The following is a 26,344-nucleotide window of genomic DNA, read 5'->3' as shown; positions in this document are numbered from 1 at the left end:
TATGCCCAAACTGGCTTTTCCCAGTGGCGGTGACGAGACCCAGAATGTGAATGCGCACGTAGGAGGAACACAAATGAGGATTTTTGTCGCAGGTGCAACGGGTGTGGTCGGGCGCTTGTTGATCCCCAAACTGGTCCATGCCAATCACGAAGTCACTGGAATGACACGGACGGCAGAACGAAAAGCAATCATTGAAGGTTTAGGCGCTCATGCAGTCACAGGTGATGCTCTTGATCGAGAGGGCATCAGGTCACTCCTGGAAGATATCAAACCGGAGGTGGTCATTCACCAACTCACTTCACTCGCGGACCGTGACTTTGTTCAAAACACTAGGATAAGAGTGAACGGCACACGGAATTTGGTTGATGCGTCCCTTCAAAGTGGTGTTGACAGAATGATTGGGCAAAGCGTCGCTTGGGCGTATGAAGCAGGGGCTGGTCCTGCGTCCGAAGAAGTGCCACTGGACATCGTCGCGCCTGCCCCTCGGAGGAGTCTTTTGGAGGGAATTGTCGCTTTGGAACAGGCTGTGTCAAAGGTCCCTCAGCATGTTATCCTGCGTTATGGATTGTTCTATGGACCCGGGACCTGGTATGCCGGGGATGGTTTCATGGCTGCACAGGTTCGTCAGCAGAGGGTTGCCGCGACCGCAGGCGTCACTTCGTTTATACATGTTGAAGACGCCGCGAACGCGGCATTCCTTGCCTTGGACTGGCCAACTTGTACTGTGAACATTGTGGATGATGAACCAGCGTCCGGAATGGACTGGTTGCCTGTATATGCTCACGCGTTAGGTGCCCCGTTGCCTGTTGCTCAAACGGAACATGAGCCGTGGGAACGGGGAGCGTCAAATGAAAAGGCTAGAAGGGAACTTGGTTGGCAGCCGATGTATCCAACGTGGAGGACGGGGCTGCCGACCAGCGTCCGTTCCATTGATGGGGGATTCGGTACTCCCGACTCGTAGGCAATGCGATGGAATTGTGGATGAATCATAAAAGATGGATATTTCTCAGTTCCCTTTGACAGTAGGATCTCGTTCTGAATGCAACGGGCTGCGTAGGTAGCGAATTTGGTGCCCTTTGTGGGCTGATAGGTTTCCACGGCCTTAATGAGACCGACACTGCCGATGGAGATCAAGTCGTCGTGGTCGATCCCGCTCGAATCAAACTTTTTGGCTACGTGCGCAACCAGGCGGAGGTTGTGTTCGATTAGCGTGTGGTATGCTTCGCGGTCGCCGTTCTGCCAACGTTCGAAACACTCTCGTTCCTGTTCCTTGTTGAGCGGCTGAGGAAACGACTGGTTTACATACCCTGTCACCAGGGTAAAGTTGCGCACCAAAGATGTCACGGCGAGCGCCAAAGACAGCAAGCGGTTCACCTCCGTGCAGAATGCGGGATGTCGTACTGTATGAGAGTTGGGCTCAAGGTGTGTATGCATTTGCCACGATAGGCGTAAGTCCGTCTGCGATGACTCGGTGCCCGCGGTTGTTTGGGTGAATCGGCACGGGCACTGCCCGAAATACGTCCTGCACTCTGCCTGTTCGGTAGCCAGCGATCAGTCTCGCTTGTTGCCCCGCAAACCACACGTCAACCGGAGCAACTGCAGCGTTGGTTGAAGCTGCTACGGCGCGTGTGGCCTCGTTCAATGCGGCAATACCCTGAGCGGCGAGGGGCGTGTTTGGAAATGGATTGTACTGTGTGCAGACTACGACCCCCGCACGGCTCACTCGTCGAATGCCCACTATCAGAGCCCGTAAACTTCGGGTATACCCTGCAAGCGAACGTTTCAGAATCGCCGGCCGCGCTCCATTCAGCATGGCGAGTGCTGCGTCAGCTAAGTTGTCGCCTCCGACCCAAATGGTGATGACATTAGACTTTCGTAGCGGTAAGGGGCCGTTTTCCCAAACCGCGGCATTCAGTGTTTGACTTGTCCAGCCAGGTTCCGCCAGTACCTCTCCAAACCAGCCACGGCGATGTTGCTGGAGATTTTGTGTGACTAGACTTGGATATGCACGCGCAGGCGACGTGGCCAGTTCGCCCGCTGTAATGGAATCGCCGAGTGCCGTGTACAGCATTGTCGTCACCTCGTTTGCGTTACGCCCGCATCTATACGTGCAGACGCTTGAACTTTGGAGTCTGTGTATGCCAGCCGATTAGACACACCTGTAGTGAATGCACAGCGCCGCCAGAGTGGGTAGGGGAGTGTCCCTCTTTCACAGCGACGGTGGGCCCAATTCTGTGTTTGTCCGGCAAAGATGCGACGCGGTTCGCATAGCCTGCAACAACGAAAGAGGTGAACAAACATGCCAGTGACGTCGTCCAATGTGTATCTATACGCTGCAGTGCCCCTCGACTACGTCAAATGCGTAGCGGCGGCGAACGCAGCAGGCGTGCCACAGTCTAACGTTCTTGGGTCGTTTTCTGAGGCCTGGACGAGAGTTCAGGGTGGAAATGACCTCGTGATCGCTGTTGGCGGCGCAGCGCTCTATGCGCTGTACTACAACGAGTGTGGTTGGTCGAACCCGAGTGGTCAGGCGGCAGGCTCGACACCCTTTGCCGTACACCCGAGCGGCCGTGGAATTGATACGCTGCAAGCTGATTACTTTGTCAACGCAGCGGGGACCACTGCAATCGACAGCTTGAAGCTCGCAGTTATGATGGCCTATTACGCGGTGCACGGGGTGTTCCCGGCCCAGTGGACCACTTTGCCAAAACAAGAGACACCGCGGAAAGTGTGCGTGTCAAATGCGAGTTCCGACCTTTCCGTGAGCGGTGGCGCAGCGGCCAACGTGATCCCGGTGCCGACTTCAAGTGGCACGCCTTCACGCAGCGCTCCGCAATCACAGGGGGGCGTCGGTGTCTATGCTTCCTTTTCTTCGAGCAATGAGGTGAGAAACGCGATCCAAATGGGGTGGAAGGGCGTTGCAGCGACCGGTGCACTCGGAACTCCTGCGGCGCCCTACACGCAAGAACTGTCTTCGCAAATCGATAAACTCATCTCGGGGGTGCTTAGTCCAGGGAGCTACAACGTATTTTGGCTCTCGTTCTGGACTGTCAGTTGGCCGACTGGAAGCGACTCGTTTTACGAGGGAGGGTACAAAGCCGGGCAGTACGCGGGCAAGACGTTGATGGGCTACGGTGGAAAGGTGTTGCCAAACGCCGTGATTGTCGACCCTGAGGGATACAACACACCTGCGTCCACCGCGAAAGAGTGGTCGGACTGGATTACGGGTTGGGCAGACGGTCTGAGGCAGGTCAACTCGAACCTGCAACCTGGTTTTTACGCGAACCAAAGTCAGTACGCGACGTACGACCTGAAGGCCATCAACCTCCCGGCGTTCATTGCGGTTTCTCCAATCCAGGGCAATACACCGCAGGTGACAGGTGGGAACATTGAAGGCTACGACGCCTACTACGCGTCCTGCCCAGCAACCACGGACGTACAAACGGTGACCGGCTGGGGGGCAAAGTATAACACGGTTCAGTTCCGGGACAGCGGCGTCGACTGCAGTCCCTGAACGGCCGTGGCTGAGATGGACGCAAGCGGCAACTCGCAGACCTGCGAGCTGCCGCTTTTTTACGCCCGATGACCAAGTTGCGGTGTGCTACACTACGGGTGAATGGCTAAGGCGAGGTGGGCGTATGTCGAAAAACTATCACTGCTGTGCAACGTGTCAGCACTTTCGGGTGGTTCGCGGGAACGCAGGGCATACCTTGATGTGCAGCAGGCTCGGCTATACAACGAAGAGTAGTTACCGGTTTACCTGCTGGGTGCCACGCCCCGACATCGCAGCCAAGATTGAGCAGGCCAGGCAGGGGCGCGAATAGATAGTGATCCCGTTTATCAAACGCGCCGTGGTTCGTCCCCGGCGGGTCGCTTGGGGACATTCACCTGCAGGAGGTCATATGCGAGTCGAGTTGCTGGAAAGATGTCCTGCGCTTCTGCGAGTAATTGGCCAGACGCCTGTCCTGAGTAACGTGCGCTGATATGGGTCAACACGAGCAGGTGGGCGTTTGCCGTCTGTGCGACTCTCGCAGCATCGCTGGCAGTCGAGTGACCGTAGCTGGGAGCAAGCTCGGCCTCCTCTGCCGCAAAGGTCGCTTCGTGGACAAGGACGTCAGCGTTTTGCGCGAGCGGGATGGCAGCCGGCGTAGGCCGCGTGTCGCCGAGAATCGCGACAATGCGCCCCCGCTGCGCCGGACCGATGAAATTGGCAGGTTGCACTACGGTGCCGTCAGCAAGTCGCACAGACTCCCCGCGCTTCAATTGCCCGTAGAGCGGTCCGGGCGGTAATCCTGCTTGACGGAGCGCGTCCGCGTCGAGGGCCCCTGGCGTGGCTGCTTCGACGATGCGATACCCGAAAGATTCAATTGTGTGGTCAAGTTTTTGACACGTCACAGTGCACATTGCGTCTTTGAACACTCGACCTGGTGCAATCTCCACGACCTCGAGCGGGTAGGTCAAGTGCGTTAGGCTCGCGCCGAGCGTAGCGTCGATGTATGCCATCAGTCCCTTTGGCCCGAACACCTGCAGTGGCAGGGTAGTCCCACTGAAAGACCGGCTGCCAAGGATGCCAGGCAGACCAAACAGGTGGTCCCCGTGTAAATGGGTGAGAAAAATTTTTTCAAGCTTAGCGAGGGAAAGTGGGCTGCGCTGGATTTGATGCTGGGTGGCTTCGCCGCAGTCAAACAGCCAGAACGCGCCACGCTCCTGAAACCAGGTTAACGCGATGGAGGCCACATTTCTGTCTCTGCTTGGCTGACCTGCTCCTGTACCCAAGAACCACAGATCCATGTGCTACCTCCTTGACCATCAGCTGCAAACGGGGTGGAACCAATTGACGAAACAGCGAGTGTTTGTGACCCGCAAATTGCCGGATGAGGTGCTTTTACCGTTGCGTGAACTATTTGACTGTCGGCTCTACCCTGAAGCCGATCGGCCGGTTCCGCGCGAGCGCCTGCTCGAAGAGGTCGCTACCGCAGATGGTGTGCTGTCGATGTTAACTGAAGTCATTGATGCACAACTGCTTGCAAGCGCGCCGTCGCTCAAGGTGGTCTCGAACATGGCTGTCGGCTACGACAACATCGACCTTCAAGCTGCTCGGGCACGCGGCGTCATCGTCTGCAACACGCCGGATGTTCTGACAGAGACAACCGCAGATTTAACCTTTGCTCTCCTGTTGGCAGCCGCTCGCAAAGTCGTCGAATCCGCGGACTTTATCAGACAGGGCGCCTGGCACAGTTGGGCTCCGTTTCTGCTGGCCGGGCAAGACGTACATCACAAGACACTTGGCCTTGTTGGTCTTGGCCGCATCGGCAGCGCAGTCGCCCGGCGCGCGCAGGGGTTCGGCATGCGAATCCTCTATACGAGTAGGCAGCGGCATGAAGAGGCGGAGGCGACACTGTCAGCCGTGTATACCACCCTGCCCGAGTTGCTCGCGGAATCCGACTTCGTCTGTATCCTGACCCCCTACACGCCACAAACGCACCACCTGATTGGCGAACGGGAACTGCAATGGATGAAACCGAGCGCAGTCCTGGTGAACACGGCCCGGGGGTCGGTTGTTGACGAACAGGCACTCTATCAGGCGTTACGGGACCGGGCAATTTGGGGTGCGGGTCTCGACGTGTTTGAACGTGAGCCTGTCAGTGCCGATAACCCACTTTTGTCTCTGCCAAACGTGGTCGCGCTGCCGCACATTGGGAGTGCCACGGTCGACACACGCATGGCGATGGCCCGGCAGGCGGCAGACAACCTGACTGAGGCGTTGCTCGGGCGTTCACCCAGGTATCGAGTCGTCTGATGCTTAGCAACACGGACGCCGACTCTTGCGCTGCCGTTCATCGGGATCGGGGAAATCGTCCGGGTCATCCTCATCAGGCGAAATCATTGGACGTCCGCGTTTGGTGTCGGGCATCCCGGACGACTCCTTGCTGTCTGGGGCGCCAGGCACCCGGTCTGCGTTTTCAAACGTGCCAAAGACGATCGGTTTGGCAGCTTGTACGAGCTGCCGACCTTTGGCGAAGACGTGGGTAATTCGATACTGCTCATCTGTGAACAGCAGGTCCGCGTCGAGTCCCGCATGGATGTGTCCTTTGTGTCCAAGTTTGAGAACTCGCGCAACGTTTCGTGTGACAATCCCGACGGCAACCTCGACCGGAATGTCCTCCTCAACGATTGCGTCGCGTGTTTCCTCCCACAGCGTCGCGATTGATCCGATGCCCATTGCCACGAGTTTCCCTTTGTCATCAAAAATTGGCGAACTTCCATTGCTGTCCGAGCTCATCGTAATGCGGGATGGGTGGACGCCGGCATCAAGCAGTTTGCGGATGGCCTTCGAGGGTTTGACCGAGACGTGGTCGTGCTTGTCGGGCCGAATTCCGGAGGTCACGTCGACGAATCCGCCTTCGAGGCCATAGCGCAGGGCATCTTCGAGCAAGTCCGGGTTGCGGTTCACGTGCGTTGGCGTAAAAACGGATTTTGGCAACTCCGTCTTCTTCAACACCTGAAACAGCGGGTCGAGTTTGCTGTCGTCATCACCGACGTGCAAGTGCAACACTCCGGCTTTGCCCCCTAACAGTCCACCGACGCGAGCTTCGCTAGCGAGTTCTGCCAGTTCCTTTTCGCTCGGGTGACTTGACCGCGTGTCCGAGATGGCGATTTCACCGACGCCAATCACTTTGTCGATGTGAATTAGGTCTGATCTCGGTGTGCCAGTGAGCGTTCGGGTGGGCACCTGATAGGCCCCACAGTAGATATACGTAGTAACCCCTTCGAAGTCTAAACCGCGGGCCTTCGCCAAGAGCTCGCTGGTTGAGCGCGTAACCCCATCGGTGCCAAGCACGCCGACCAAGGTTGTGACACCTGCGGTTGTGATGTGGCTAAGCGAAATTTCTGGCGTTCGGTAGTGAAAGCCGCCTTCACCGCCGCCGCCAGCCATATGGACGTGCTGGTCGATCAAACCGGGGAAGCAGTATAACCCTTGTGCATCCATTACTTCGATGTCTGGGATGGCTCCATGTAAATCAATGCTATCCTCGATCGCGAGGATTGACCCGGCCCCGATGAGGATGTCTTTGACACCGAGGGGTTTTGGCGCGAACAGATTAGCGTGTCGGATCAAAGTGAGTGCTGGCAACAAGTCTCCTCCGTTTCATAGGGGTTCACCCAGACTAGGGTTGCCCACTCGGAGTAAAAGATGCCCATGTGGTAGAGTTTCGTTCCTCAAACACCAACTGATTTCCGTTGGCGTAGGCGTCACTTGTCCAGGTCCCGATGCGAATCGGGGTGAGCGTTAGTTTCGTGGTGTCGTACAGGTACTGGTGCCCGCTGTAACGTGTGGCTGACGGGGGGATGACGGAGCGCATGCCAAAATACAGTACGTTGGTGCCGACTGCATACCAGGAATACGTTCCGTTGCCGTTCCACAAAGAGGTGACGGGTGTCAACTGGGTTGTTGCCTCGTTCCACGTGTACAGCCAGGTGGAAGTCATATTTGGCGCGGTGCTCGACACAGCTTCAAGGGCGATGACTGCGCCCTGCGAGGTCTGGTATAAACCAGCTGGGTAAAAGTACACCAGTGCAGTGGAACTGGACGCGGAGTTCGTTGTAGACGCCGAGGCAGTGCCTTGCGTCACTCCTTTCGCACCTGATGTTGATCCCGTTGAGTTGGTTGCTTGTGTTGCTGCCGATGTACTCGCCGAGTTCCCTGCTGAATTTCCTGCCGTCTTTGTGCGGGTAGTTGCAGAGGGACTACTTGCGCCGACTGGCGTGTACCAGAAAGACGGCGGGGCTGCGACTGAAAGCATGTCGCTGCTCGGAGCCACACTTTGCAGTGCCGCAGGATTTGTTGAAGCGGCTGGAACCACGCCGAGTTGCTGCGCGCCTGCGGTGAGCATCTGTGACCCGGAGATGGGGTAGGGTGTATACCAGAGCGTGGTGTCGGATGTTGCTGGCCCGAGTGTGCCAGTGGGTCCAATCTGAGTCGGCTGAACTTGCAACCAGAGGACACCTTTGGCTAGCGGCAGCACGAGTAACGAAGTCGGCGACAGGTTCGAAGGGATGGTGAGAGTTGACCCTCCAGGGCCCGTGACCGTGCTTGTCGTCCACGTCGTCGTTGGGTGTATGCCCAACTGGCTAACAACTGCAGACACATCTGTCGGAGATGGCGGCGCTGCGTTCGTCAGGGTTGTGACCACACCGCCGCTGACCGGCGTGAAGCCGACGTCGGCGCTCTGGTGTGCGGAAGACCCTGGCTTAGCACTTGTGCCGACAGCATGTCCTTGTCCTGTCGACGAGCTCCCGTGATTCTTCAGGGCCGCGTTGCTACTCAGTGGATGTTGACCTCCTGTAGTAGTGCCTGAACTGGTTTGGACGTGCTCGGGAGCAGTTGTGGTCTTGTTTCTGCCGCGGGTGACTTGCTTTCCAGACAGTCCAATGGGTGCGACCGAAGACACGTTGATATTCACGGCCTGTTCACGATTCCTTATCCACAGAGCCGTGGAGAGAATAGCAAGGGACAGCAGAAGTGTGCCAACGGGAGGGCCCGCAGTGCGGACGACGCGCCGCCATGACAGGTTGTGAGAAAGAAGCCTACGCGGCAAGTCAGTACCCCCTTTGACCATCGAACGATTCCATGACCTCTAGTACAGAGTCTATTATAACGGATATTTCCTGCCAATTGGAAATTGTTTTCGCGTGATATACTGAAGCTAAAGCTATTGTCCGCAGGAGGTTTGGAAATGCGCTGGAAGGTGCTGGGGCTCGTTGTGTTTGCTGTCATCGTCGCAGTTTTTACACTAACCAATACGACGAAGGTGACTGTGGACTTTCTGTTTGCCAAGACGCAGGTTAGCTTGGTTTTGGTGATTTTGTTGTCTCTGTTGTTTGGGATGATCTTAATGGCGATCTTCTGGTCACTCCGCGCATGGCAACTGCGTGGGCAGCGCAACGAGTTGCGTCGTCAAATTGCTGAGTTGCAACATGCGCTGCGCGAAGCAGAGGCTAACCTTGAGGTAAATCAAGGAGATACAGACGGATCAGGGAGTCCAGCGGACGACTCAGAGGAAAAATCTCCTGATGCGGACGCAGAGGTGAAAACCTCAGGCTTGGAGGGTGCTGGGGGGCAATCCGATGACACCGGCAAGTTTCAGTAAAAGGTACTCTGGTACTACATACACACAAAGCCGGCCAACTGTTGGGGGTTGGCCGGCTTTGTTCGCTGCTGTCTTTACTTCGCTGCTTCGTAGCGCTTGTTGACCTCAGCCCAGTTCACAACGTCCCAGAATGCTGAAATGTAATCCGGACGCTTGTTCTGGTACTTCAGGTAGTATGCATGCTCCCAAACGTCAAGGCCGAGAATCGGAGTCTTGCCTTCCATGTACGGGCTGTCCTGGTTCGGCGTGCTCGTGATGGCGAGTTGACCGTTGTCGACCACTAGCCAAGCCCAGCCGCTGCCAAAACGACCTGTCGCTGCTTTTCCGAAGTCCTCTTTGAACTTGTCAAAGCTGCCGAATGTCGCGTTGATGGCGTCGGCGACTGCCCCTGTTGGCTGTCCACCGCCGTTCGGGCTCAAAATCTCCCAGAACATGCTGTGGTTCGCATGGCCGCCGCCGTTGTTGCGGACTGCGGTGCGAATGGATTCCGGCACGGAGTCGATTGAGCGAAGGAGGTCTTCCACGCTCTTCGCTGCAAGGTCAGGGTGACCTTCGAGTGCTGCATTGACATTTTTCACGTAGGTACCGTGGTGGCGGTCGTGGTGAATCTCCATCGTCATCGCGTCGATGTGTGGTTCCAGCGCGTCGTTTGCGTACGGAAGCGGCGGCAATTCATATGCCATGAGAATCCCTCCTATGTAAGTTCAGATATCTCGTTCCTTTTCATCTTAGCGCAATCCGTACGCCTTTTCCAGACAAACGGGCAGGTCACTCCGAAGTGTGAGACCCCTTGCATTGGGGACGATGAAGCGGTGGCGAGTAAAATACTGAAATTTGATGATAGTTCTGTTTGATGATATACATGAATTGAGTTGTGCAGGCGTACAACGCATTTTAACCTGGATGGTGAAGATATGGGATTGTTGACTGGCAAGACCGTGTTGGTGATGGGGGTTGCAAACAAGCGCAGTATTGCGTGGGGAATCGCGAAATCCTGCTACAGGGAAGGTGCACAGCTGGTATTTACATACCAGGGCGACCGTCAGCGCGACAACCTGCAAGAGTTGGTGGCGGAACACATGGAGGGCGCGGACTTTCCCCTGGTGGCTTGCGATGTCACGGACGATGACGGACTTGTCCAAGCCTTCTCAGAAATCGGTTCGAAAGTAGGCGTGCTACACGGAGTTGCTCACTGCATCGCCTTTGCCAAAACGGACGAGCTCCAGGGACAGTACGTGAACACGTCCCGTGAGGGTTACCTGCTCGCACAGAACGTCAGCGCGTTCTCGCTGGTCGCTGTTATGCACCACGCCCGGCCGCTTTTGAGCGAAGGTGGTTCCGTGCTGGCAATGACCTATATCGGCGGGGAACGAGTGGTCGAGAACTACAATGTGATGGGCGTCGCCAAAGCAGCGCTCGAACATAGCGTTCGCTACTTGGCGGCAGACCTTGGACCGGAGAACATTCGCGTCAACTCGATTTCGGCAGGCCCGATTCGGACACTGTCCGCCAAGGCGATTCACGACTTCAACAAAGCGGTCCACGAGATGGAAGAGCGTACGCCGCTGAGACGGTCGACTACGCCCGAAGAGGTTGGGGACGTGGCGGCTTTCTTGTTCAGCGACCTCAGTCGCGGCGTCACGGGTGAGACCATCCACGTCGACGAAGGCTTCCACGTTCTCGGTGTGTGACTCTTGTCTGAATCGAGACGACTGTAATTCGCGGCGGCTTGGTTTGAAGCCGAGTGTCCATCGTCAATCATGCTAAGCGTCGACCCCCACGGCTTCACTGACGTGTGAAAATCCGTCGCGTTCGAGCAGGCTGGGCAGTCCCTCGACGATTTCTCGAACAATGGCAGGCCCTTTGTAAATGAAGCCGGTGTACACCTGAACCAGGGTGGCGCCGGCTCGTATTTTTCTGTACGCGTCTGCGGCGCTGAACACGCCGCCAGAACCGATGATCGGCAGTTTTCCGTCGGTTGCCTGGTACAACAACTTGATCACGGTCGTCGACCGCTGCTCTAGCGGTCTTCCGCTTAGTCCCCCCGTCTCGTCGCTGTGCATCGACGTCAGGCTGTCGCGGCGGATGGTTGTGTTGGTGCCAATCAGCCCGTCGACACCAACATCGGCCAGTTGCTGCGCCAGTTCTGTGAGGGCATCATCCGCAAGGTCGGGGGCGAGCTTCACAAATACAGGTGGGTGGTTCTGCAGCTTGTCTCGAGCCGTCAGTACTGCCCGCACCAACGGTACTAAGGAGTTCTCCGTCTGCAAATCGCGAAGTCCCGGCGTGTTGGGAGAACTGACATTCACAACCAGGTAATCTGCGAAGTGGCCTAGTTCTTCTGTGAGCTTGAGGTAGTCAGACACAGCTTCGTCGTTCGGTGTCGCTTTGTTTTTACCCAAGTTGACACCGACTACCCCGGCATGGCGGCGTCTTTGCCAAGATTCCAGTTGCCGCCTCATCGCCGCTGCTCCTTCGTTGTTAAAGCCCATGCGGTTGATCAGTGCTTCGTCATCCCGCAAACGGAACAGCCGCGGACGCGGGTTTCCTGGTTGCGCCAGTGGGGTGACCGTCCCTACTTCGGCGAACGCGAACCCGACGGCGAACCAGGCAGGGAGTGCAATAGCGTTTTTGTCGAGCCCTGCGGCAAGGCCGATTGGGTGAACAAACGTGCGCCCGCATACAGTTTGGCGCAGGTTCACAGGAGGATGTGGCGGACCACTGAGCAGGCGCGCTGCGCCAGGCATCCGTCTGAGCGCGTTCAGGGTCAGCTCGTGTGCGGTTTCTGCGTTCAGGCCAAATAAGAGCTTGCGGACCAGCGGGTACATCGGCGACTTCCCTCTTCCGTGCCAAGTGTTTGTATTCATCAACTCCGGACAGTGTACCACGAAAAAACTTTGCGCTCACCGACGCAACGTGGGCAGCGGCTATACGTGTGCGTACAGCAAACGAGGGCTGTCCGCCAGGCATGTTCTGCCTTTTGGGACAGCCCTCATGAAAGCTGCTCGAACGCTGATTTCTGTGTTTACGCTTCGGAGACAGCGACTGAGTGGTTGGACAAGTCACTCTCGTCATCCGTCGCGAAATCCGGCACCTTCAGGCGGCTGGCGACGCCCCAGTAGAAGAACACGATGGCGCCGAGGGCGACTACCAAGGAGTCAACCCATGGACCCGGAATCACCGGATGCTTCATCGGTCCGAACGAACCGATGCGCGTCATCACGCCGATGAACAGGTAGTAGCAGATGACCCAAATACCAGACTTCCAGTCGCGTTTCATCCGGGCGATACTATCCGGGCCTTTGTCCATGAACGCGAAGTAGAGGACAAGGGAGCCGAGAATCATCGCGATGAGCTCGGAGTCGATTGTCCAGCCGGTCCAGTACACAATCCATGTACCTGCGATAAACGCCAGCGGGGCAATGATGCCCATGCCGCCGAGGCGGAAGACACGCGGGTGGTCCGGGGCAGACTTGCGCATCGCGAGTGCTGAAACTGGGCCGTACACGTAGGTCATTACTGTCGCAGATGTAACTGCGCCAACGAGACCTTGCCAAGAGTGGAAGTTCGAAGGGAGAATCCACATCACGGCGAGGAAGAAGCTGAGCACGATAGCTGGCCGAGGTAAGCCTGTGCGAGCGTTAATTTTGCCAAACAGCGAGTAGAAGTAGCCGTTGCGTGTCCAAGCGAACAGAACGCGCGAGGTGGAGCCAGTGTAGATATTACCCGTACCTGCCGGTGAGAGGACAGCGTCAGCGAACAGCAGGAGAGCCAGCCACTGCATGCCAATCGCAATCGCCAACTGCGCAAACGGCGCGTTGAAGTTGATTGACGCCCAGCCGTGAGCCAAGTCCTTGACGGGCATTGCACCGACGAACGCGACCTGTAACAGGACGTAGACCAAGGCTCCCAGCGAGATCGAGAGAATGATGGCCCAAGGAACTGTACGCTGCGGGTTTTTGGCCTCGCCTGCGAAGTCTACAGCTTGGCGGAAACCAAGGAAAGCAAAGACGATACCGGCAGTCGAAATAGCCGAGAAGATACCGTGTGCACCGCCAGGGCTGGCACCGCCGACGGAAAAATTGCTCGGATGCATGTTGAACAACAAGATGACCAGGGTGAGAAACGGCATGATGAACTTCAACGCGGTGACCACCGTGTTCACTTTGCCGAAAACCGTGACGCTGAAGTAGTTCAGCAAGAAGAAAATGACTAGGAACGCAATCTCAAACACGAGGCCAAGGCCTGTGTAATTCTGTGTAGTACTGTTGGCGACGGTCAAAGCGGGAATGTAGTGCGACGCGTATTGACGCACTGCCTGCGCTTCGATGCCGGCGACGCTAGAATAGGCCAATAGCGACGCAAACCCCATGAAGAAACCGACCATCGATCCATGAGAATACTGAGGATAGCGAATGATACCGCCGGCTCGTGGCCACGCAGAACTCAGTTCAGCGTAGACCAAACCGATGAGCATACAGGCGACAGCGCCGAACACCCATGCAATCCACGCCCCAGGACCAGCCATGACCGCGCCCGCCTGTGCGGCGAACAGCCACCCGGAGCCGATAATTGCTCCCAACCCCAGAAATGTTAAGTCAAGCAAGTTCAAGGACTTACGGAGTTTTCCTTGTGCCATGCACAGTCTCCTTTCTCTATTGAAAAGACAAGAACCAACAACAGTGAAGGACATTCATACCGTCAGTGGTGGAAGAGCAGTTGCTCTCGCAGGACTACCAATTTAAGAAGGAATTGAAAAGAAGCCGACTACCAATGACATCTGTTTCGTTAACTGAGCCTCCTCTCTTCAGGTATAGCATGGGGAAAGTTGGAACTGCTAGGTGGTGCAAAGTAGATCACGGGAGATTGGCAAAACAACAACTTTCACCATACTCGTAATTCACAGATTACTTCATTTTGCACGGCGAAGCAACTCGAGTTGTGAAAAATGAAACAATTGGCAGATTTGTGACCTGCGTTTTCTTCCGCTAAACTTGTCACATACCGTTAGAGCGCTCCGTCTAATGACTGGAGGTGTGGCGGGGGTGAAAGGACATTCGTGGACGAATTTGAGATGGAAGCTGGCTCGTCCGATCGGTTAGACCAGCTCAACACGTGGGTCACCGAGTATGGGTCAGACGTATTGAACCTCGCCTATTCGTATGTGAAGAACTATCACGTTGCGCAGGATATAACGCAAGATGTGTTTCTGCGCGCCTTTACAAAAATGCAGACGTTTCGGGGAGATAGCGGCGTGAAGACGTGGTTGTTATCGATCACGGCAAATCGCTGCAAAGACTACTTGAGGTCATGGGTAGTTCGCCACGAGACCAATGACCTGACGCTTCAGACTGAGGCTGCTCACCAGTTCGGTGACGACACGGAACAAGCGGCGATTGTTCGCCTTGAACGAGACTCGCTTTGGCGGGCAGTGAATCGCCTGCCCGTAAAGTACCGCGAAGTCATCGTGCTGTTTTACCAACGCGAGATGTCGAGCGCGGAGGTCGCCCAAACGCTTGACATTTCGGAAGCAACAGTTCGTACGAGACTGCACCGAGGTCGCGCACTGATGCGTGAGTTGATGGAAGGAGGTGAGCGTTCATGACAGAACCACAGGATGAGTGGCGCCTTCGCTTTCAAGAAATGATGCAGGCCGAAGTTTCCGAATCGCTGCGCCGGCGCATCCTTGAGGAGGCGAGCCAGCGAGAACGTGAAGCCATGCTTCGACGACAGCCGCGGCGAACAGGCGCCTGGAAATCGTGGTTCGCAGGTTTAGCCGGTGTCTGTGCGGCCGCTGTTGTCGCTGGAGTTGTCTGGACGGACCGCTCACTCCCCGTTGCTCCGACGCCGCCGACAGCGGCGACGACAGGGCAGTCGAATCAACTCTTGCAAGGGACGAGTTTCGGCCTTCAGAAATCACAGCTGGTTGCCACCGGAATTAAGGTGGTTCGTCCGGCCAATGCGCCTGGTGGTCCCATTCTTGAGGCAACCGTCACCAACCTTGGAACCACCGTGGTGACACCGCAAGACGTTGTCGGCGTTCTCGGGTTTACGCAACATCCGGGGCCTGGGCAGGACCTCCTTTCGACAAGCAACTGGATAGACTTTGTGAACGGTCCTTCGACTCCACTCGCGCCAAGCCAGACCGCCACTTGGTCATTTAATCCGATTGGCGTCAATGTAAACAGCCAAGGGCACATCATTGGACAGCCGAAATTGGCCTTCTTCAGTACGAAGTTGGTGACTGCTGCGAAGGCCGACAGAATTTTGACCAGTGCCCCGGGCGTACAGTTGCAAAACGTTCATGTGGTGCCGCGGTCCGTGTCGAGTACAGGCCGCTCGTTTGAGGTTCGCGCCAGATTGGTCAACACGGGAAATAAACCGATAGTCCTCAATCAGTTGCTGTCGTTGGTGTGGTTTTCGCCACAGGTAGGCGCTTCGTGGACAAACTCGTCCGTGGAACGGTTCTTTGACCAAGTGCTGGCTGTAGATCCCAGTGTTACACACGTTGCGCCAGGGCAGTCCACAGAAGTCGTGCTCCCCCCCTTGATTGGATCATACACGCCAAATTTCCTACAATGGAATGCGAACGTACTTGTCATTCGCCACACATGGTGACAGGCGTGAGATGCAGTCAGGGGAGGTTATGGGGTGACGACACGGTTTAGCTTGTCGGAACTCGCGACGATGTTGCAAGTTCCTGTTGAATACGTCCGCGCGGCCGTCGACGCTCTCTCGCAGGAGGGGGAGTTGACGGCCGAGTCGTTTTTGTACGGAGAACGCAACTGGCGTATTGCGCCAAGTGACACCAAGCGGATTCAAGCGTGGATTGAAGGTGAGGTTCAAGCTGGCCGGCTGGTGGAAGAGAGACCTGTTCGGAAGGTGCGCAGGAAAGTTGTCGAGCCAAAGACGACTGATCTACACTGATACGGGCAGAATGGGCGTATACGAACAAAACGGGCATTACGTCAAACCACACGCGGCGGTCGACCGCACAGCTTCGCCACGCTTGAGGGGGGCGCGAAGCGGGAAGGGAGCGTCTTAGGGTGAGGATTGGTGTGCCAAAAGAGATTAAGAACAACGAAAATCGGGTTGCTATGACGCCAGCGGGTGTACACACTTTGGTGAATGCCGGACACCACGTACTGATTGAGTCTGGCGGCGGCGTTGGCAGCGGGTTTGAGGATAAATCCTACATAGAAGCAGGTGCAAAGGTAGCCTCCTCAGCTGCTGAAGTGTGGGACACGGCCGAGATGATTATGAAGGTGAAGGAACCGCTTCCATCAGAATATGGATATTTCCGGTCTGACCTCATTTTGTTTACGTACCTTCACTTAGCTCCGGAGCCTGAGTTGACAAAGGCACTCGTCGACAGTGGCATCACGGCCATCGCGTATGAGACTGTTCAACTGGATGACCGCAGCCTGCCTCTGTTGACCCCGATGAGCGAAGTCGCTGGTCGCATGTCGGTCCAAATTGGAGCACACTTCCTTGAGAAGGCCCATGGTGGTCGCGGGGAGTTGCTTGGCGGCGTCCCTGGGGTACGCCCTGCTCGTGTGGTAATTGTGGGTGGTGGTGTCGTCGGTACGAACGCTGCCCGGATGGCCATGGGTCTTGGCGCGGATGTCACGGTGTTGGACGCGAGTGCAGCACGCATGCGGTACCTGGATGAAGTGTTCGGGGGCCGGCTGAAAACGGTCATGTCTAACGCGTACCATCTCAAACAGCAGATTGAAGGGTGTGACCTGCTTGTCGGTTCTGTCCTCATCCCGGGCGCGCGCGCTCCAAAAATCGTGACGGCGGAGATGGTAAAAGGGATGAACCCGGGCGGCGTCATCGTCGATGTGGCGATTGACCAAGGCGGGTCGGTTGAAACCATTGACCACATTACGACACACTCTGACCCTGTCTACGAGCGATACGGTGTTCTGCACTACGCGGTAGCGAATATGCCGGGAGCAGTGCCTCGTACGTCGACATACGCGCTTACGAACGTGACCATTCCCTACGCCTTGCAACTTGCAGGGCACGGTGTTGAAGCCGTTCGTCAAAACCGCGCTTTGGCCAAAGGTGTCAACGTGATGAAAGGTCATGTCACGTACGAAGCGGTAGCACAGTCACTCAACCTGGCCTACACCCCGGTCTCTGAAGTGCTGTAGTGCTCTGTAGGTGGAGGGCTGTATCACACTACGCGGCATCAAGCTGGAGGGCTGGAGTCCTATGTTGGACAAGCAAGGCAACGAGGCATCAAGCGGTATGTCGAGGCAACGGAGGCAACGGCGTCATCGCGGGCGACCTGCTCGGCTTGTTGTTGGGACGCTGGTTTTTGTAGCTGTAGCGATCGCGGGTTGTGGCACCCCTGCCACCCCCGCAAGCCAAGTGATACCGTCTGATGCGCAGAAAGTCGTGGTCACTGCGTCAAACTTCAAATGGACCCTGAGTCGGAAGACCTTTGCTGCGAATCGCCCGATTGATTTTGAAGTGCGGGCGACGGAGAATGCGCATGGTTTCTCGATTGACGGTACGAAGATACGCCACGATGTGGTGCAGGGGCAACCACCGGTGAACTTGGTGTGGACCCCGCCGAAACCTGGCCAGTACACCATTCGCTGCGACGTGCCGTGTGGCTCCGGTCACTACAACATGTCCACGCACATCACGGTGAAGTAGGCGGTTCGAGCCTTGCCACAGGTAAGTGTCAAATTGACACCTAGAGCGCGACGTCCTCGCAGGTAAGTGTCAAAATGACACCTAGAGCGCGGCGTCCTCACAGGTAAGTGTCAAATTGACACCTAGAGCGCGGCGTCCTCGCAGGTAAGTGTCAAAATGACACCTAGAGCGCGGCGTCCTCGCGGGTAAGTGTCAAATTGACACCTAGAGCGCGGCGTCCTCAGTTTGGCGGTCATTAGCGACATTTTCGACACTCACCGCGACCTGGTGCGCTTGAAGTTGGTCGCTTAGCGACGCCTGCGTCGCTAACCTTTCATTTTTCGCCTTGCCGACGCCGCGACAAGGTAGAAAATGTCGCTAACGGCTCGGGAGCGGCGAAATAGCGACAAAATCGGCAGTCGGTAGCGCTAGCACCAGGTCAAAAATGGCGACTAGCGACGCCAGTGTCGCTATCCGTTTGCTGGATTGTCGGATGACCTCCGCCTATTCAGGACTCACTCAATCTCGCTCGCCTAATCCCGAGGCTCTCGACAGGCGCGTCGCCGTCCGTTACGCTAAGAGTGGTTCTGTGAATGTTTCTGTGGAGAGGAGGGTCTGCGATATGGCTACGACCATAAACGAGGAACTGATCCGGGGAATGTTGACCGACGTCATCGACCCCGAGATTCAGATTGACATAATTAACCTTGGCATGGTGTACGGTGTGGATATCTCGGAAGACCAGAAGCACGTGATAGTAACGATGACGCTAACGGCCATGGGCTGCCCAGCGTACGACATGCTGAGAGACGACATCATCGAAAAAGTGACCAGTTTGCCTGGCGTTGAGACGTGCGAGGTCGAACTGACTTTTGATCCACCATGGGATAAAGAGATGATGTCCGAAGAAGCAAAATTGGTGTTTAAATACTTGTTCTAAACAGAACCCACAAAGGACGACCTGAGCCGTACCACACCTTGCATTTTTAGCGAGGTGTGGTACGCTTTTATTGAATCATGACTAATTGGGTCAACATTACGCGTCGGGCCAACCCACAGGCTGTGTGGAGATGGTCCGCCTGCGTTGCAAAGGAAGGGTGGAGCAGCATGGCATCCGTACCACATTTTCAAGTTCAAGACCTACATGTTGCCGTGGAAGGCAAGGAGATTGTCCGCGGACTGAATTTGACCATCAACGGTGGCGAGGTCCACGCCATCATGGGACCGAATGGCACGGGTAAAAGCACGCTGGCGTCATCACTGATGGGCCACCACGCTTACGATGTCACAAGCGGTAGTGTGACGCTTGACGGGCAAAATGTCCTCGACATGTCGGTCGACGAGCGTGCGCGCGCTGGCATGTTCCTCGCTATGCAGTACCCTGCCGAAGTGGCAGGCGTTTCGAACGCAAACTTCATGCGGCAAGCGCTGAATGCCCGCAGAGGCGAAGGAAACGAACTGCCGGTAATCAAGTTTCACCGTTTGCTGCAGGAAAAGATGAAGCAGTTGAATATCGATCCTGTATTTGCAGACCGCTACCTGAACGAAGGCTTCTCAGGCGGCGAAAAGAAACGCAACGAAATTCTGCAGATGAGCCTGCTTGAGCCGCGCATTGCGATTTTGGATGAAATCGACTCAGGACTTGACATCGACGCGTTGAAAATTGTGGCGCAAAGCGTGAACAGCTTGCGTTCATCCGATATTGGCTTCCTCATTATCACGCACTATCAGCGGTTGCTGGAGTACATTGAGCCGGACTACGTCCACGTCATGATGCAAGGTCGGATTGTGCGCTCAGGCGGAAAAGAACTCGCAGAGCAACTTGAAGCCAAGGGCTACGACTGGCTCAAGGAAGAACTCGGAATCGTCGACGAGACCGTCGGGGTCGAAGCTTAAGGAGGGGACAGCTGTGGCGGAACAAACTACAACGGCTGCCGTGCCTGAGCTCGTCAGCGCGATCTCGACCCGGTTCTCCGAGCCTGCATGGCTGGCGGCTGCACGAGCAGAAGCTTGGCAGGCGTTTGACGCGATGCCGAGCACCCGGGTCGAAAAGTCAGATTTGACCAAACGGTCCTGGGACATCGGCACGCTCCCGGCAACACCGGGTAGCCTGCCGGAGGATGCAAAGGCACTGGTCGAAAGCCTCGAAGGACCTCGCGTCGTCGTCGTCGATGGCGCTGTCGTTCAAGCGGAGGTGCCGACAGACCTCGCACAGCAGGGCGTCGTGTTTGGGGACATCCATGCGCTCCTTGCAGAGCACGGGGACATCATTAAAAAACACCTGTTTTCGGTCGTGCCTGCAAATGAGTCCAAGTGGACGGCGGCTAACGCGGCACTTTGGCACGGCGGGGTCTTTCTGTATGTGCCACGCAACGTCGTGGTGGAGACCACGCTTACCTATGTGAGTGTGTTGACGGAGGCGAGTCAAGGCTCGTTCCCGCGTGTACTCATTGTCGGCGGCGAAAACAGCGCGTTCTCGTTGGCACAGGTGCATGTGGCGGGGGAGAATTCACCGTCCTACCCGCACAGCAGCGTGTCGGAAGTTGTCGCGGATGCGGGGGCGAACATTCAGGTGATGTCCGTCAACCAACTGCGCAAAGGCCCGACAAACTACCTGACGCAGCGTGCAAAGGTCGGCAAGGACGCGGTCGTAAACTGGACATTTGGCGACGTCGGCGACGGCTTTACTGTCGCACTCGTCGAGAGCGTGCTTGCAGGCGCCGGATCACGGTCGCTGACCCAGGGACTAGGTATTGGCTTTGGCCGTCAGCACATGGATCTCACGGCCAGCATGGTGCACCAGGGCCGGTACTCGGAAAGTGATATTCGGCTGCAAGGCGTGCTCCGCGGCCGCGCGAACTCGATCTACCGCAGCAGCACGCACATTGAGCGAGGTGCAGTAGGCGCTGGCAGTGAACAGCACGACCGGATGCTGATGCTCGATACCACAGCGCGGGCAGATGCCATTCCGATGCTGTTGATTGACGAAAACGACGTCCAGCGCTGTGGACACGCGGCCAGTGTCGGTAAACTCGATCCGGATCAAATTTACTATCTAATGTCGCGCGGCATCACGAAGGATGCAGCGATGCGGATGATTATTTGGGGGTACCTGCAGCCGATTGTCGAGGCGATTGCGGTGCCACAGATTCAAACTTGGCTGACGGGACTTGTCGAGAGGAAGCTGACGTCATGAACAGCGTCGAAGTTCGTCAAGACTTTCCGATCTTGAACCAGGAAGTCAACGGGCATCCACTGGTTTACCTCGACAGCGCGGCGACGTCGCAGAAGCCGCGCGAAGTGATTGAAGTTCTGAAGCGCTACTACGAGGCTGATAACTCGAACGTCCACCGCGGCGTGCATACGCTCGGGTCGCGTGCCACAGAGGCGTACGAGTTGGCGCGTGAAAAGGTGGCGCGGTTTATCAACGCGCCGTCGCCAGAACAAGTCATTTTCACACGCGGGACGACCGAGTCGCTGAACATGATTGCCTACGGGTACGCCCGCATACAGTTGAAAGCCGGCGACGAGATTGTGCTGTCGCCGTCCGAACACCACAGCAACCTCATCCCGTGGCAGCAGGTTGCGAAAGTCACTGGCGCAAGCCTGAAGTACTTGCCGCTCCAGGCGGATGGCACGCTGACGCTGGACGACGTTCGCCAGACTGTGACACCCGCGACGAAAATTGTTGCGTTGGCACATGTCTCGAACGTGCTCGGGACGATTCACCCGATTAAGGAGATCACGGCCATCGCCCACGCGGCTGGCGCGCTGATGGTCGTCGACGGCGCTCAGAGTGTTCCACACATGCCGGTTGATGTTCGAGATTTAGATGTCGATTTCCTCGCCTTCTCTGGCCACAAGATGTGCGGTCCGACAGGCGTTGGTGTGTTGTATGGCAAACGCAAATGGCTGGATGCGATGGAGCCGACGTATTTTGGCGGCGAGATGATCGACATCGTCGAGCTGTACGACTCCACGTGGAAGGACATCCCGTGGAAGTTTGAAGGCGGGACGCCGATCATTGCAGGTGCCATTGGCCTTGGCGCTGCAGTCGATTACTTGACGAAGGTCGGTATGGAGAACATTCATAATCATGACGTGCATCTTGCCGCATACGCAATGGAGCGGTTGGGCGAGTTGTCGTCAGACCTGACGGTGTATGGTCCAAAGCCCGGCAAGACGCGCGCTGGTCTGGTCACGTTTAACTTAGGCCAGGTGCACGCGCATGACGTGTCGACCGTTCTTGATGCAGAGGGCATCGCTGTCAGAGCAGGTCACCACTGCGCACAGCCTTTGATGCGGATGCTCGGCGTGATCTCAACAGTCCGCGCGAGCTTCTACCTGTACAATACGGAAGCGGACGTCGACGCGCTTGTGCATGGACTCTCGTCCGCAAAGGAGTTTTTCCAACATGCAATTGGATGATTTGTACCGTGAAGTCATCATGGACCACTACCAGCACCCGCGCAATCAGGGCAAACTGGACGGAGATGCGGTGTCTGTCGATCTGCGCAACCCGAGTTGTGGTGACGAAATTACGCTGCAACTTCGCGTGAGCGAAGACGGAATCGTCGAAGACGTTGTCTTCCAAGGTTCCGGTTGCTCCATCTCGATGGCCTCCGCATCGATGATGACGGAAGCGATTAAAGGTCAACCCGTCGACAAGGCGCTCGAAATTGCCAAGGAGTTTCGCGGCATGGTTCGTGGGGAGTCGCCTGAAGACGTTGATATTGGGGAACTTGAGGCGCTGCACGGCGTATCCAAGTTTCCGGCTCGAATCAAGTGTGCGACGCTCGCGTGGCAAGCGCTCGAAAAAGCGGTCCGTCACGAAGAAGAGTAAAGGAGGTCTTTCCATTGGCCAAGACAGCGCCCGATCTCGAAGAGTATCAATTCGGTTTTCACGACAAGGATATTTCGGTCGTCAAGTTTGACAAAGGCTTGTCGCGCAAAGTTGTTGAACAGATCTCCATGATGAAGAACGAGCCCGGTTGGATGACCGATTTCCGGTTGCGCTCACTTGAACTGTTCTACGAAAAGGGCATGCCAAACTGGGGCGGTGATTTGTCCGACCTCAACTTTGACGAGATCACCTACTATGTCAAGCCGACGGAGCAACAGGGTAAGACATGGGAAGAAGTGCCGGAGGAAATCAAGAACACCTTTGACCGCCTAGGTATTCCGGAGGCGGAACAGAAGTTCCTCGCCGGTGTCTCAGCGCAGTATGAGTCCGAGGTCGTGTACCACTCGATGCGCAAGGACCTCGAGGAACAGGGAATTATCTTCTGCGACACCGACACGGCGCTGCGCGACCACCCGGAGATTTTCAAAGAGTACTTCGGCAGCGTGATTCCCCCTGAAGACAACAAATTTGCCGCCCTGAACAGCGCAGTCTGGAGCGGCGGCAGCTTTATCTACGTGCCGAAAGGCGCGCGCTGCGAAGTGCCGCTGCAGGCGTACTTCCGGATCAACTCGGAGAACATGGGGCAGTTCGAGCGCACGCTCATCATCTGCGACGACGACAGCTTCGTGCACTACGTGGAAGGCTGTACGGCGCCGATTTACAGCACCAACTCGCTGCACAGCGCCGTTGTCGAGATCATCGTGAAAGACGGCGCGCGCTGCCGCTACAGCACGATTCAGAACTGGGCGCCGAACATCTACAACCTCGTCACCAAGCGGGCTGTCGCCTACAAGAACGCGACGATGGAGTGGGTTGACGGCAACATTGGCTCGAAGCTGACCATGAAGTACCCAAGCGTGTACCTGAAGGGTGAAGGCGCGAAGGGCGAAGTCCTGTCGATCGCGGTTGGCGGTCGCGGCCAACACCAGGATACTGGCGCGAAAATGGTCCATTTGGCCCCGAACACAACGTCGACGATTGTCTCGAAGTCGATCAGCAAACACAGTGGTAAGACGACCTATCGTGGACTGACCAGCTTTGCGCCGAACGCGGTCAACTCGAAGTCCAACGTCAAGTGCGACACGCTGATTATCGACGAGGACTCGACGTCGGATACGCTGCCGTACAACGAGATCATGAACGACGACGTCACGCTCGAACACGAAGCGTCTGTCTCCAAAGTGAGCGAGGAGCAGTTATTCTACCTGATGAGCCGCGGACTCTCGGAAGAGGAAGCGACACGGATGATCGTCATGGGCTTCATCGAGCCATTCACACGCGAGTTGCCGATGGAGTACGCTGTCGAGATGAACCGTCTCATCAAGTTCGAGATGGAGGGCTCAGTCGGCTGATATGAGTTGGTACAAAGTAGCGAGTACAAACGACATCCCGGAGGGGCAGATGGTACAGGTGATGGTCGAAGATGAGCCAATCGCCGTGTACCATACGCCTGAAGGGTTCTATGCTACATCAGACATCTGCACACACGCGAGCCAGTCGCTGACGTTAGGGAAGCTGACGGATTGTATTGTAGCGTGCCCCAAGCACGGCGGAAAGTTTGATGTACGAAGTGGCGAAGCCGTTGCGATGCCGTGCGTGATGGCGGTAGAGACGTACCCGATTGACATCCGCGGCGCCGACATTTACATCGAATTTGAGTGAGGGGTCGACTCGGTTTGGAGTGGCCGTGTCATGGTGGCCCCTGTGCGAGGAGGGATAGGCCTTGAAGGTATCACAGAAGACGGAGTACGGTGTGCGGGCGATGGTGGCGTTGGCGCTGTCGGAATTGGACCAACCGGTACCCTTGTCGTCAGTGGCGCGGTCTGAAGGCATCCCAGAACAGTTCCTTGATCAAATCGTCGCAAAGCTGCGCCGCGCTGGATTCGTCAAGAGTGTGCGCGGGGTGAACGGGGGCTACATGCTGACTCGGGCGCCGGAAGACATCTCCATTGGCGCGCTTGTGCGCGCATTGGAAGGTTCTTTGTCGCCTTTTGGCTGCGTCAGCGAAGTCAACAATTCGCCAACGGAGTTTTGCGGCAAGGCAGGGGCGTGCCACACGCGACCGGTTTGGCTGCGGGTCATGGACGCCATCACGCAGACGCTCGACGCAATTTCACTCGCCGACGTGATGCGCGACGAGGTCGAGGTTGAGGTCGGGGTCGGGGTTCCTGAGGCTGTCGACGCGCTGGAAGTTCGGAAGGCAGTCGGCATCTCGAAAGCATAACACAGAAACAAGCTTGCCAAGGAAATGCGCCATGTCGTAAGGGGGGGCGGAAACAGCCCGACTTCCTACGTCATAGCGCATTTTTTGTCATTTCCTTTTTGTTGTCCCATTGCTGCATTGCGGCGTCTGAGGCGGTTTGAGAACACGCTGTGCTTTAGAAACCGATGTCCAGCTTCGGCTGCTCCTGGATGTGCTCCAACGCCTCGTCTCGCACAGAGCAAGCCGCCAGATACTGTTCATACGTCTGTGCGATGTCTGGGTGTTTATCGAGGATGTCTTGCTCAAGCAGGAGGTGTTGTTCAGCGCGATCGTACGAAATGTGGTAACTGGGATTATATCCTTTGTCACGCAACAAGTTCATCAACTGGTTTAGCAGGTTGTGAACTGCGAAGTGTGCGTCACTCCACTCGTCTGAGCGAATGATTGTCATCGATTGGCCATCCCTTCTCACCGGAGTCCAAGGGCACCGTTCTATCAAAATTATAACCGACTCGGCCGAGAACCGCCACCAGCGGGATGGGTGGGCCGTCAGAGAAGGCAGAGAAAGCTCCGCTGGAGGCGGCGGTTTGTTTCGAATTTTCGAAAATCTCTCGCACCGGGCGTGGATTGTGACCACTGATTGTCACCACTGATTGTCACCACTGATTGTGATCACTGCGTGAATCTCCTGTGCGTCATGGATGGGTGGCGGGATCAGCATTAGAGTGGAAGAGATGCTAAGGCGGGACGCTGTGCGGACGTGAAAGGAGTGAGTTCGACTGTGGGGTTTCGAGAGGAGTATTTGGTGTGGCTGCGGGACGAGCAACGGGATCGAACAGGATTAGGCGCGGGGCGGTTGATGGATGGACTCGGTCACGCTGAGATGATGTTCGTGGAACACGTGTGGTGGCCGGTGTTTGGTCACTTCCGCGACCTGCACGCCGAGTACGAAGTGTACGACTTTAAAGACACGCACCGCTTTATCGATTTTGCGTACATCCGTCCGACGTTTCGAGTTGCGGTCGAGATCGACGGTATGGAAACGCACGTGCGAGATGTGACTCAACAGGAGTTTATTGACCACTTACAGCGGCAAAACGACCTCGTGATTGACGACTGGCGGGTGATCCGGTTCGCGTACGAACAGGTGCGTCAACAACCGCGATCTTGCCAAAAGACCCTGACTCAACTCATCGCCCACCTCTCAAGTGAAGTGGAGGATGGGATGGTTGGTCTACCCCTCATTGACCGCGTGGTGCTCCGGAACGCGCGCATACAGGGCGGAACGGTTACGGCGGAGGCTCTGCGAGCACAGATGAATGTGCCCGCGCGAACGTTGAGTCGGCACCTCAAACACTTGGAGGAGCTGGGCTGGGTGGAACGGGTTTCGGGCACGGAGCGGGGCCGGGTGTACCGAGTGAAGTCACGCCGCTGACG

At 56.5% G+C, this 26,344-nt stretch carries 27 protein-coding genes and 1 pseudogene; 19 read left to right on the top strand and 9 right to left on the bottom strand.

The window, feature by feature from the left end; genetic code table 11:
• Window positions 1–73 precede the first annotated feature (73 nt).
• On the top strand, window positions 74–961 hold the full coding sequence (locus tag JC200_RS05125; protein ID WP_274435096.1) for an NAD-dependent epimerase/dehydratase family protein: 888 nt from the start codon (window positions 74–76) through the stop codon (window positions 959–961).
• A 74-nt stretch (window positions 962–1,035) separates the two neighbouring features.
• Here JC200_RS05125 and JC200_RS05120 read toward each other — a convergent pair.
• A pseudogene (locus tag JC200_RS05120) lies at window positions 1,036–1,434 on the bottom strand (sigma-70 family RNA polymerase sigma factor); the annotation flags it as partial.
• Window positions 1,418–2,071 carry an SGNH/GDSL hydrolase family protein gene (locus JC200_RS05115; RefSeq protein ID WP_274435095.1) on the bottom strand — a complete coding sequence of 218 codons (654 nt, stop codon included), beginning with the start codon at window positions 2,069–2,071 and terminating at the stop codon, window positions 1,418–1,420. The gene JC200_RS05115 and the pseudogene JC200_RS05120, both read right to left, overlap by 17 nt.
• Before the next feature lie 228 nt (window positions 2,072–2,299).
• On the opposite strand from JC200_RS05115, the gene JC200_RS05110 reads away from it, so the two are divergent.
• Window positions 2,300–3,514, top strand: a complete 1,215-nt coding sequence (locus JC200_RS05110) for a hypothetical protein (RefSeq protein WP_274435094.1) — start codon at window positions 2,300–2,302, stop codon at window positions 3,512–3,514.
• A gap of 326 nt (window positions 3,515–3,840) precedes the next feature.
• Here JC200_RS05110 and rnz read toward each other — a convergent pair whose 3' ends face one another.
• Window positions 3,841–4,791, bottom strand: coding sequence for a ribonuclease Z (gene rnz, locus JC200_RS05100; protein WP_274435091.1), 951 nt, complete (start codon window positions 4,789–4,791; stop codon window positions 3,841–3,843).
• Between the two features lie 43 nt (window positions 4,792–4,834).
• Between rnz and JC200_RS05095 the strand changes: the two genes are divergently transcribed.
• Complete coding sequence (locus JC200_RS05095; RefSeq protein ID WP_274435089.1) at window positions 4,835–5,800, top strand: 2-hydroxyacid dehydrogenase; 966 nt, start codon at window positions 4,835–4,837, stop codon at window positions 5,798–5,800.
• A gap of 3 nt (window positions 5,801–5,803) precedes the next feature.
• Here JC200_RS05095 and iadA read toward each other — a convergent pair whose 3' ends face one another.
• Both iadA and JC200_RS05085 read right to left on the bottom strand, forming a co-directional pair.
• Window positions 5,804–7,135, bottom strand: coding sequence for a beta-aspartyl-peptidase (gene iadA, locus JC200_RS05090; protein WP_274435088.1), 1,332 nt, complete (start codon window positions 7,133–7,135; stop codon window positions 5,804–5,806).
• Between the two features lie 34 nt (window positions 7,136–7,169).
• The gene (locus tag JC200_RS05085) at window positions 7,170–8,600 is read right to left on the bottom strand and encodes a hypothetical protein (RefSeq protein WP_274435087.1); all 1,431 of its coding nucleotides are present in this window, start codon (window positions 8,598–8,600) and stop codon (window positions 7,170–7,172) included.
• 138 nt (window positions 8,601–8,738) lie between these two features.
• Between JC200_RS05085 and JC200_RS05080 the strand changes: the two genes are divergently transcribed.
• The gene (locus JC200_RS05080; protein ID WP_274435086.1) at window positions 8,739–9,152 is read left to right on the top strand and encodes a LapA family protein; all 414 of its coding nucleotides are present in this window, start codon (window positions 8,739–8,741) and stop codon (window positions 9,150–9,152) included.
• Window positions 9,153–9,226: 74 nt separating this feature from the next.
• Here JC200_RS05080 and JC200_RS05075 read toward each other — a convergent pair whose 3' ends face one another.
• Complete coding sequence (locus tag JC200_RS05075) at window positions 9,227–9,835, bottom strand: superoxide dismutase (protein WP_274435085.1); 609 nt, start codon at window positions 9,833–9,835, stop codon at window positions 9,227–9,229.
• Between the two features lie 231 nt (window positions 9,836–10,066).
• On the opposite strand from JC200_RS05075, the gene fabI reads away from it, so the two are divergent.
• A complete protein-coding gene (gene fabI, locus JC200_RS05070) occupies window positions 10,067–10,843 on the top strand; it encodes an enoyl-ACP reductase FabI (protein WP_274435084.1) in 777 nt (258 codons plus the stop codon).
• 72 nt (window positions 10,844–10,915) lie between these two features.
• Here fabI and JC200_RS05065 read toward each other — a convergent pair whose 3' ends face one another.
• Together JC200_RS05065 and JC200_RS05060 are read right to left on the bottom strand one after the other, a co-directional pair.
• Window positions 10,916–12,019, bottom strand: a complete 1,104-nt coding sequence (locus JC200_RS05065) for a quinone-dependent dihydroorotate dehydrogenase (RefSeq protein ID WP_274435083.1) — start codon at window positions 12,017–12,019, stop codon at window positions 10,916–10,918.
• A 158-nt stretch (window positions 12,020–12,177) separates the two neighbouring features.
• Window positions 12,178–13,791 carry an APC family permease gene (locus JC200_RS05060; RefSeq protein WP_274435082.1) on the bottom strand — a complete coding sequence of 538 codons (1,614 nt, stop codon included), beginning with the start codon at window positions 13,789–13,791 and terminating at the stop codon, window positions 12,178–12,180.
• 420 nt (window positions 13,792–14,211) lie between these two features.
• Here JC200_RS05060 and JC200_RS05055 point away from each other — a divergent pair, with 420 nt between their 5' ends.
• The 13 genes from JC200_RS05055 (at window position 14,212) to JC200_RS04995 (ending at window position 24,928) form a co-directional block, all read left to right on the top strand.
• Window positions 14,212–14,757 (top strand): sigma-70 family RNA polymerase sigma factor, encoded by a 546-nt coding sequence (locus tag JC200_RS05055; RefSeq protein WP_274435081.1) that lies wholly within the window; start codon window positions 14,212–14,214, stop codon window positions 14,755–14,757.
• Window positions 14,754–15,770: a hypothetical protein gene (locus tag JC200_RS05050; RefSeq protein WP_274435080.1), complete on the top strand. Its 1,017-nt coding sequence runs from the start codon at window positions 14,754–14,756 to the stop codon at window positions 15,768–15,770. Before JC200_RS05055 ends, JC200_RS05050 begins: the two co-directional genes overlap by 4 nt.
• Before the next feature lie 33 nt (window positions 15,771–15,803).
• Window positions 15,804–16,079, top strand: a complete 276-nt coding sequence (locus JC200_RS05045) for a hypothetical protein (protein WP_274435079.1) — start codon at window positions 15,804–15,806, stop codon at window positions 16,077–16,079.
• 119 nt (window positions 16,080–16,198) lie between these two features.
• Window positions 16,199–17,311: an alanine dehydrogenase gene (gene ald, locus JC200_RS05040; protein WP_274435078.1), complete on the top strand. Its 1,113-nt coding sequence runs from the start codon at window positions 16,199–16,201 to the stop codon at window positions 17,309–17,311.
• Window positions 17,312–17,372: 61 nt separating this feature from the next.
• Entirely contained in the window at window positions 17,373–17,822 is a 450-nt protein-coding gene (locus tag JC200_RS05035) for a cupredoxin domain-containing protein (protein WP_274435077.1), read from the top strand.
• Between the two features lie 601 nt (window positions 17,823–18,423).
• Window positions 18,424–18,741 carry a metal-sulfur cluster assembly factor gene (locus tag JC200_RS05030; protein WP_274435076.1) on the top strand — a complete coding sequence of 106 codons (318 nt, stop codon included), beginning with the start codon at window positions 18,424–18,426 and terminating at the stop codon, window positions 18,739–18,741.
• Between the two features lie 167 nt (window positions 18,742–18,908).
• Complete coding sequence (gene sufC, locus JC200_RS05025) at window positions 18,909–19,697, top strand: Fe-S cluster assembly ATPase SufC (RefSeq protein ID WP_274435075.1); 789 nt, start codon at window positions 18,909–18,911, stop codon at window positions 19,695–19,697.
• Window positions 19,698–19,710: 13 nt separating this feature from the next.
• Window positions 19,711–20,997, top strand: coding sequence for a SufB/SufD family protein (locus JC200_RS05020; RefSeq protein WP_274435074.1), 1,287 nt, complete (start codon window positions 19,711–19,713; stop codon window positions 20,995–20,997).
• A complete protein-coding gene (locus tag JC200_RS05015) occupies window positions 20,994–22,229 on the top strand; it encodes a cysteine desulfurase (protein ID WP_274435073.1) in 1,236 nt (411 codons plus the stop codon). The genes JC200_RS05020 and JC200_RS05015 overlap by 4 nt, the downstream gene beginning before the upstream one ends.
• Window positions 22,216–22,644, top strand: coding sequence for a Fe-S cluster assembly sulfur transfer protein SufU (gene sufU, locus JC200_RS05010; protein ID WP_274435072.1), 429 nt, complete (start codon window positions 22,216–22,218; stop codon window positions 22,642–22,644). Before JC200_RS05015 ends, sufU begins: the two co-directional genes overlap by 14 nt.
• A gap of 14 nt (window positions 22,645–22,658) precedes the next feature.
• The gene (gene sufB, locus JC200_RS05005) at window positions 22,659–24,056 is read left to right on the top strand and encodes a Fe-S cluster assembly protein SufB (RefSeq protein WP_274435071.1); all 1,398 of its coding nucleotides are present in this window, start codon (window positions 22,659–22,661) and stop codon (window positions 24,054–24,056) included.
• Between the two features lies 1 nt (window position 24,057).
• Window positions 24,058–24,366: a Rieske (2Fe-2S) protein gene (locus JC200_RS05000; protein WP_274435070.1), complete on the top strand. Its 309-nt coding sequence runs from the start codon at window positions 24,058–24,060 to the stop codon at window positions 24,364–24,366.
• A 61-nt stretch (window positions 24,367–24,427) separates the two neighbouring features.
• Window positions 24,428–24,928: an RrF2 family transcriptional regulator gene (locus tag JC200_RS04995; RefSeq protein ID WP_274435069.1), complete on the top strand. Its 501-nt coding sequence runs from the start codon at window positions 24,428–24,430 to the stop codon at window positions 24,926–24,928.
• A 154-nt stretch (window positions 24,929–25,082) separates the two neighbouring features.
• Here the strand turns inward: JC200_RS04995 and JC200_RS04990 are convergent, their stop codons facing one another.
• On the bottom strand, window positions 25,083–25,358 hold the full coding sequence (locus tag JC200_RS04990; RefSeq protein ID WP_274435068.1) for a hypothetical protein: 276 nt from the start codon (window positions 25,356–25,358) through the stop codon (window positions 25,083–25,085).
• Window positions 25,359–25,688: 330 nt separating this feature from the next.
• On the opposite strand from JC200_RS04990, the gene JC200_RS04985 reads away from it, so the two are divergent.
• The gene (locus JC200_RS04985) at window positions 25,689–26,342 is read left to right on the top strand and encodes a helix-turn-helix domain-containing protein (protein ID WP_274435067.1); all 654 of its coding nucleotides are present in this window, start codon (window positions 25,689–25,691) and stop codon (window positions 26,340–26,342) included.
• Window positions 26,343–26,344 lie beyond the last annotated feature (2 nt).

It is taken from the genome of Alicyclobacillus sp. ALC3, from assembly GCF_028751195.1.
In the GTDB taxonomy this organism is placed as follows: domain Bacteria; phylum Bacillota; class Bacilli; order Alicyclobacillales; family Alicyclobacillaceae; genus Alicyclobacillus_L.
The sequence above is the reverse complement of the archived record's forward strand: the minus strand, read 5'-3'. Positions and strand labels throughout refer to the sequence as shown.

Coding starts and splice junctions, on each gene's coding strand:
- JC200_RS05125 (WP_274435096.1), top strand. CDS start 74: ATGAGGATTTTTGTCGCAGGTGCAACGGGTGTGGTCGGGCGCTTGTTG.
- JC200_RS05115 (WP_274435095.1), bottom strand. CDS start 2,071: ATGCTGTACACGGCACTCGGCGATTCCATTACAGCGGGCGAACTGGCC.
- JC200_RS05110 (WP_274435094.1), top strand. CDS start 2,300: ATGCCAGTGACGTCGTCCAATGTGTATCTATACGCTGCAGTGCCCCTC.
- rnz (WP_274435091.1), bottom strand. CDS start 4,791: ATGGATCTGTGGTTCTTGGGTACAGGAGCAGGTCAGCCAAGCAGAGAC.
- JC200_RS05080 (WP_274435086.1), top strand. CDS start 8,739: ATGCGCTGGAAGGTGCTGGGGCTCGTTGTGTTTGCTGTCATCGTCGCA.
- JC200_RS05075 (WP_274435085.1), bottom strand. CDS start 9,835: ATGGCATATGAATTGCCGCCGCTTCCGTACGCAAACGACGCGCTGGAA.
- fabI (WP_274435084.1), top strand. CDS start 10,067: ATGGGATTGTTGACTGGCAAGACCGTGTTGGTGATGGGGGTTGCAAAC.
- JC200_RS05065 (WP_274435083.1), bottom strand. CDS start 12,019: ATGAATACAAACACTTGGCACGGAAGAGGGAAGTCGCCGATGTACCCG.
- JC200_RS05060 (WP_274435082.1), bottom strand. CDS start 13,791: ATGGCACAAGGAAAACTCCGTAAGTCCTTGAACTTGCTTGACTTAACA.
- JC200_RS05050 (WP_274435080.1), top strand. CDS start 14,754: ATGACAGAACCACAGGATGAGTGGCGCCTTCGCTTTCAAGAAATGATG.
- JC200_RS05035 (WP_274435077.1), top strand. CDS start 17,373: ATGTTGGACAAGCAAGGCAACGAGGCATCAAGCGGTATGTCGAGGCAA.
- JC200_RS05030 (WP_274435076.1), top strand. CDS start 18,424: ATGGCTACGACCATAAACGAGGAACTGATCCGGGGAATGTTGACCGAC.
- sufC (WP_274435075.1), top strand. CDS start 18,909: ATGGCATCCGTACCACATTTTCAAGTTCAAGACCTACATGTTGCCGTG.
- JC200_RS05015 (WP_274435073.1), top strand. CDS start 20,994: ATGAACAGCGTCGAAGTTCGTCAAGACTTTCCGATCTTGAACCAGGAA.
- sufU (WP_274435072.1), top strand. CDS start 22,216: ATGCAATTGGATGATTTGTACCGTGAAGTCATCATGGACCACTACCAG.
- JC200_RS05000 (WP_274435070.1), top strand. CDS start 24,058: ATGAGTTGGTACAAAGTAGCGAGTACAAACGACATCCCGGAGGGGCAG.
- JC200_RS04990 (WP_274435068.1), bottom strand. CDS start 25,358: ATGACAATCATTCGCTCAGACGAGTGGAGTGACGCACACTTCGCAGTT.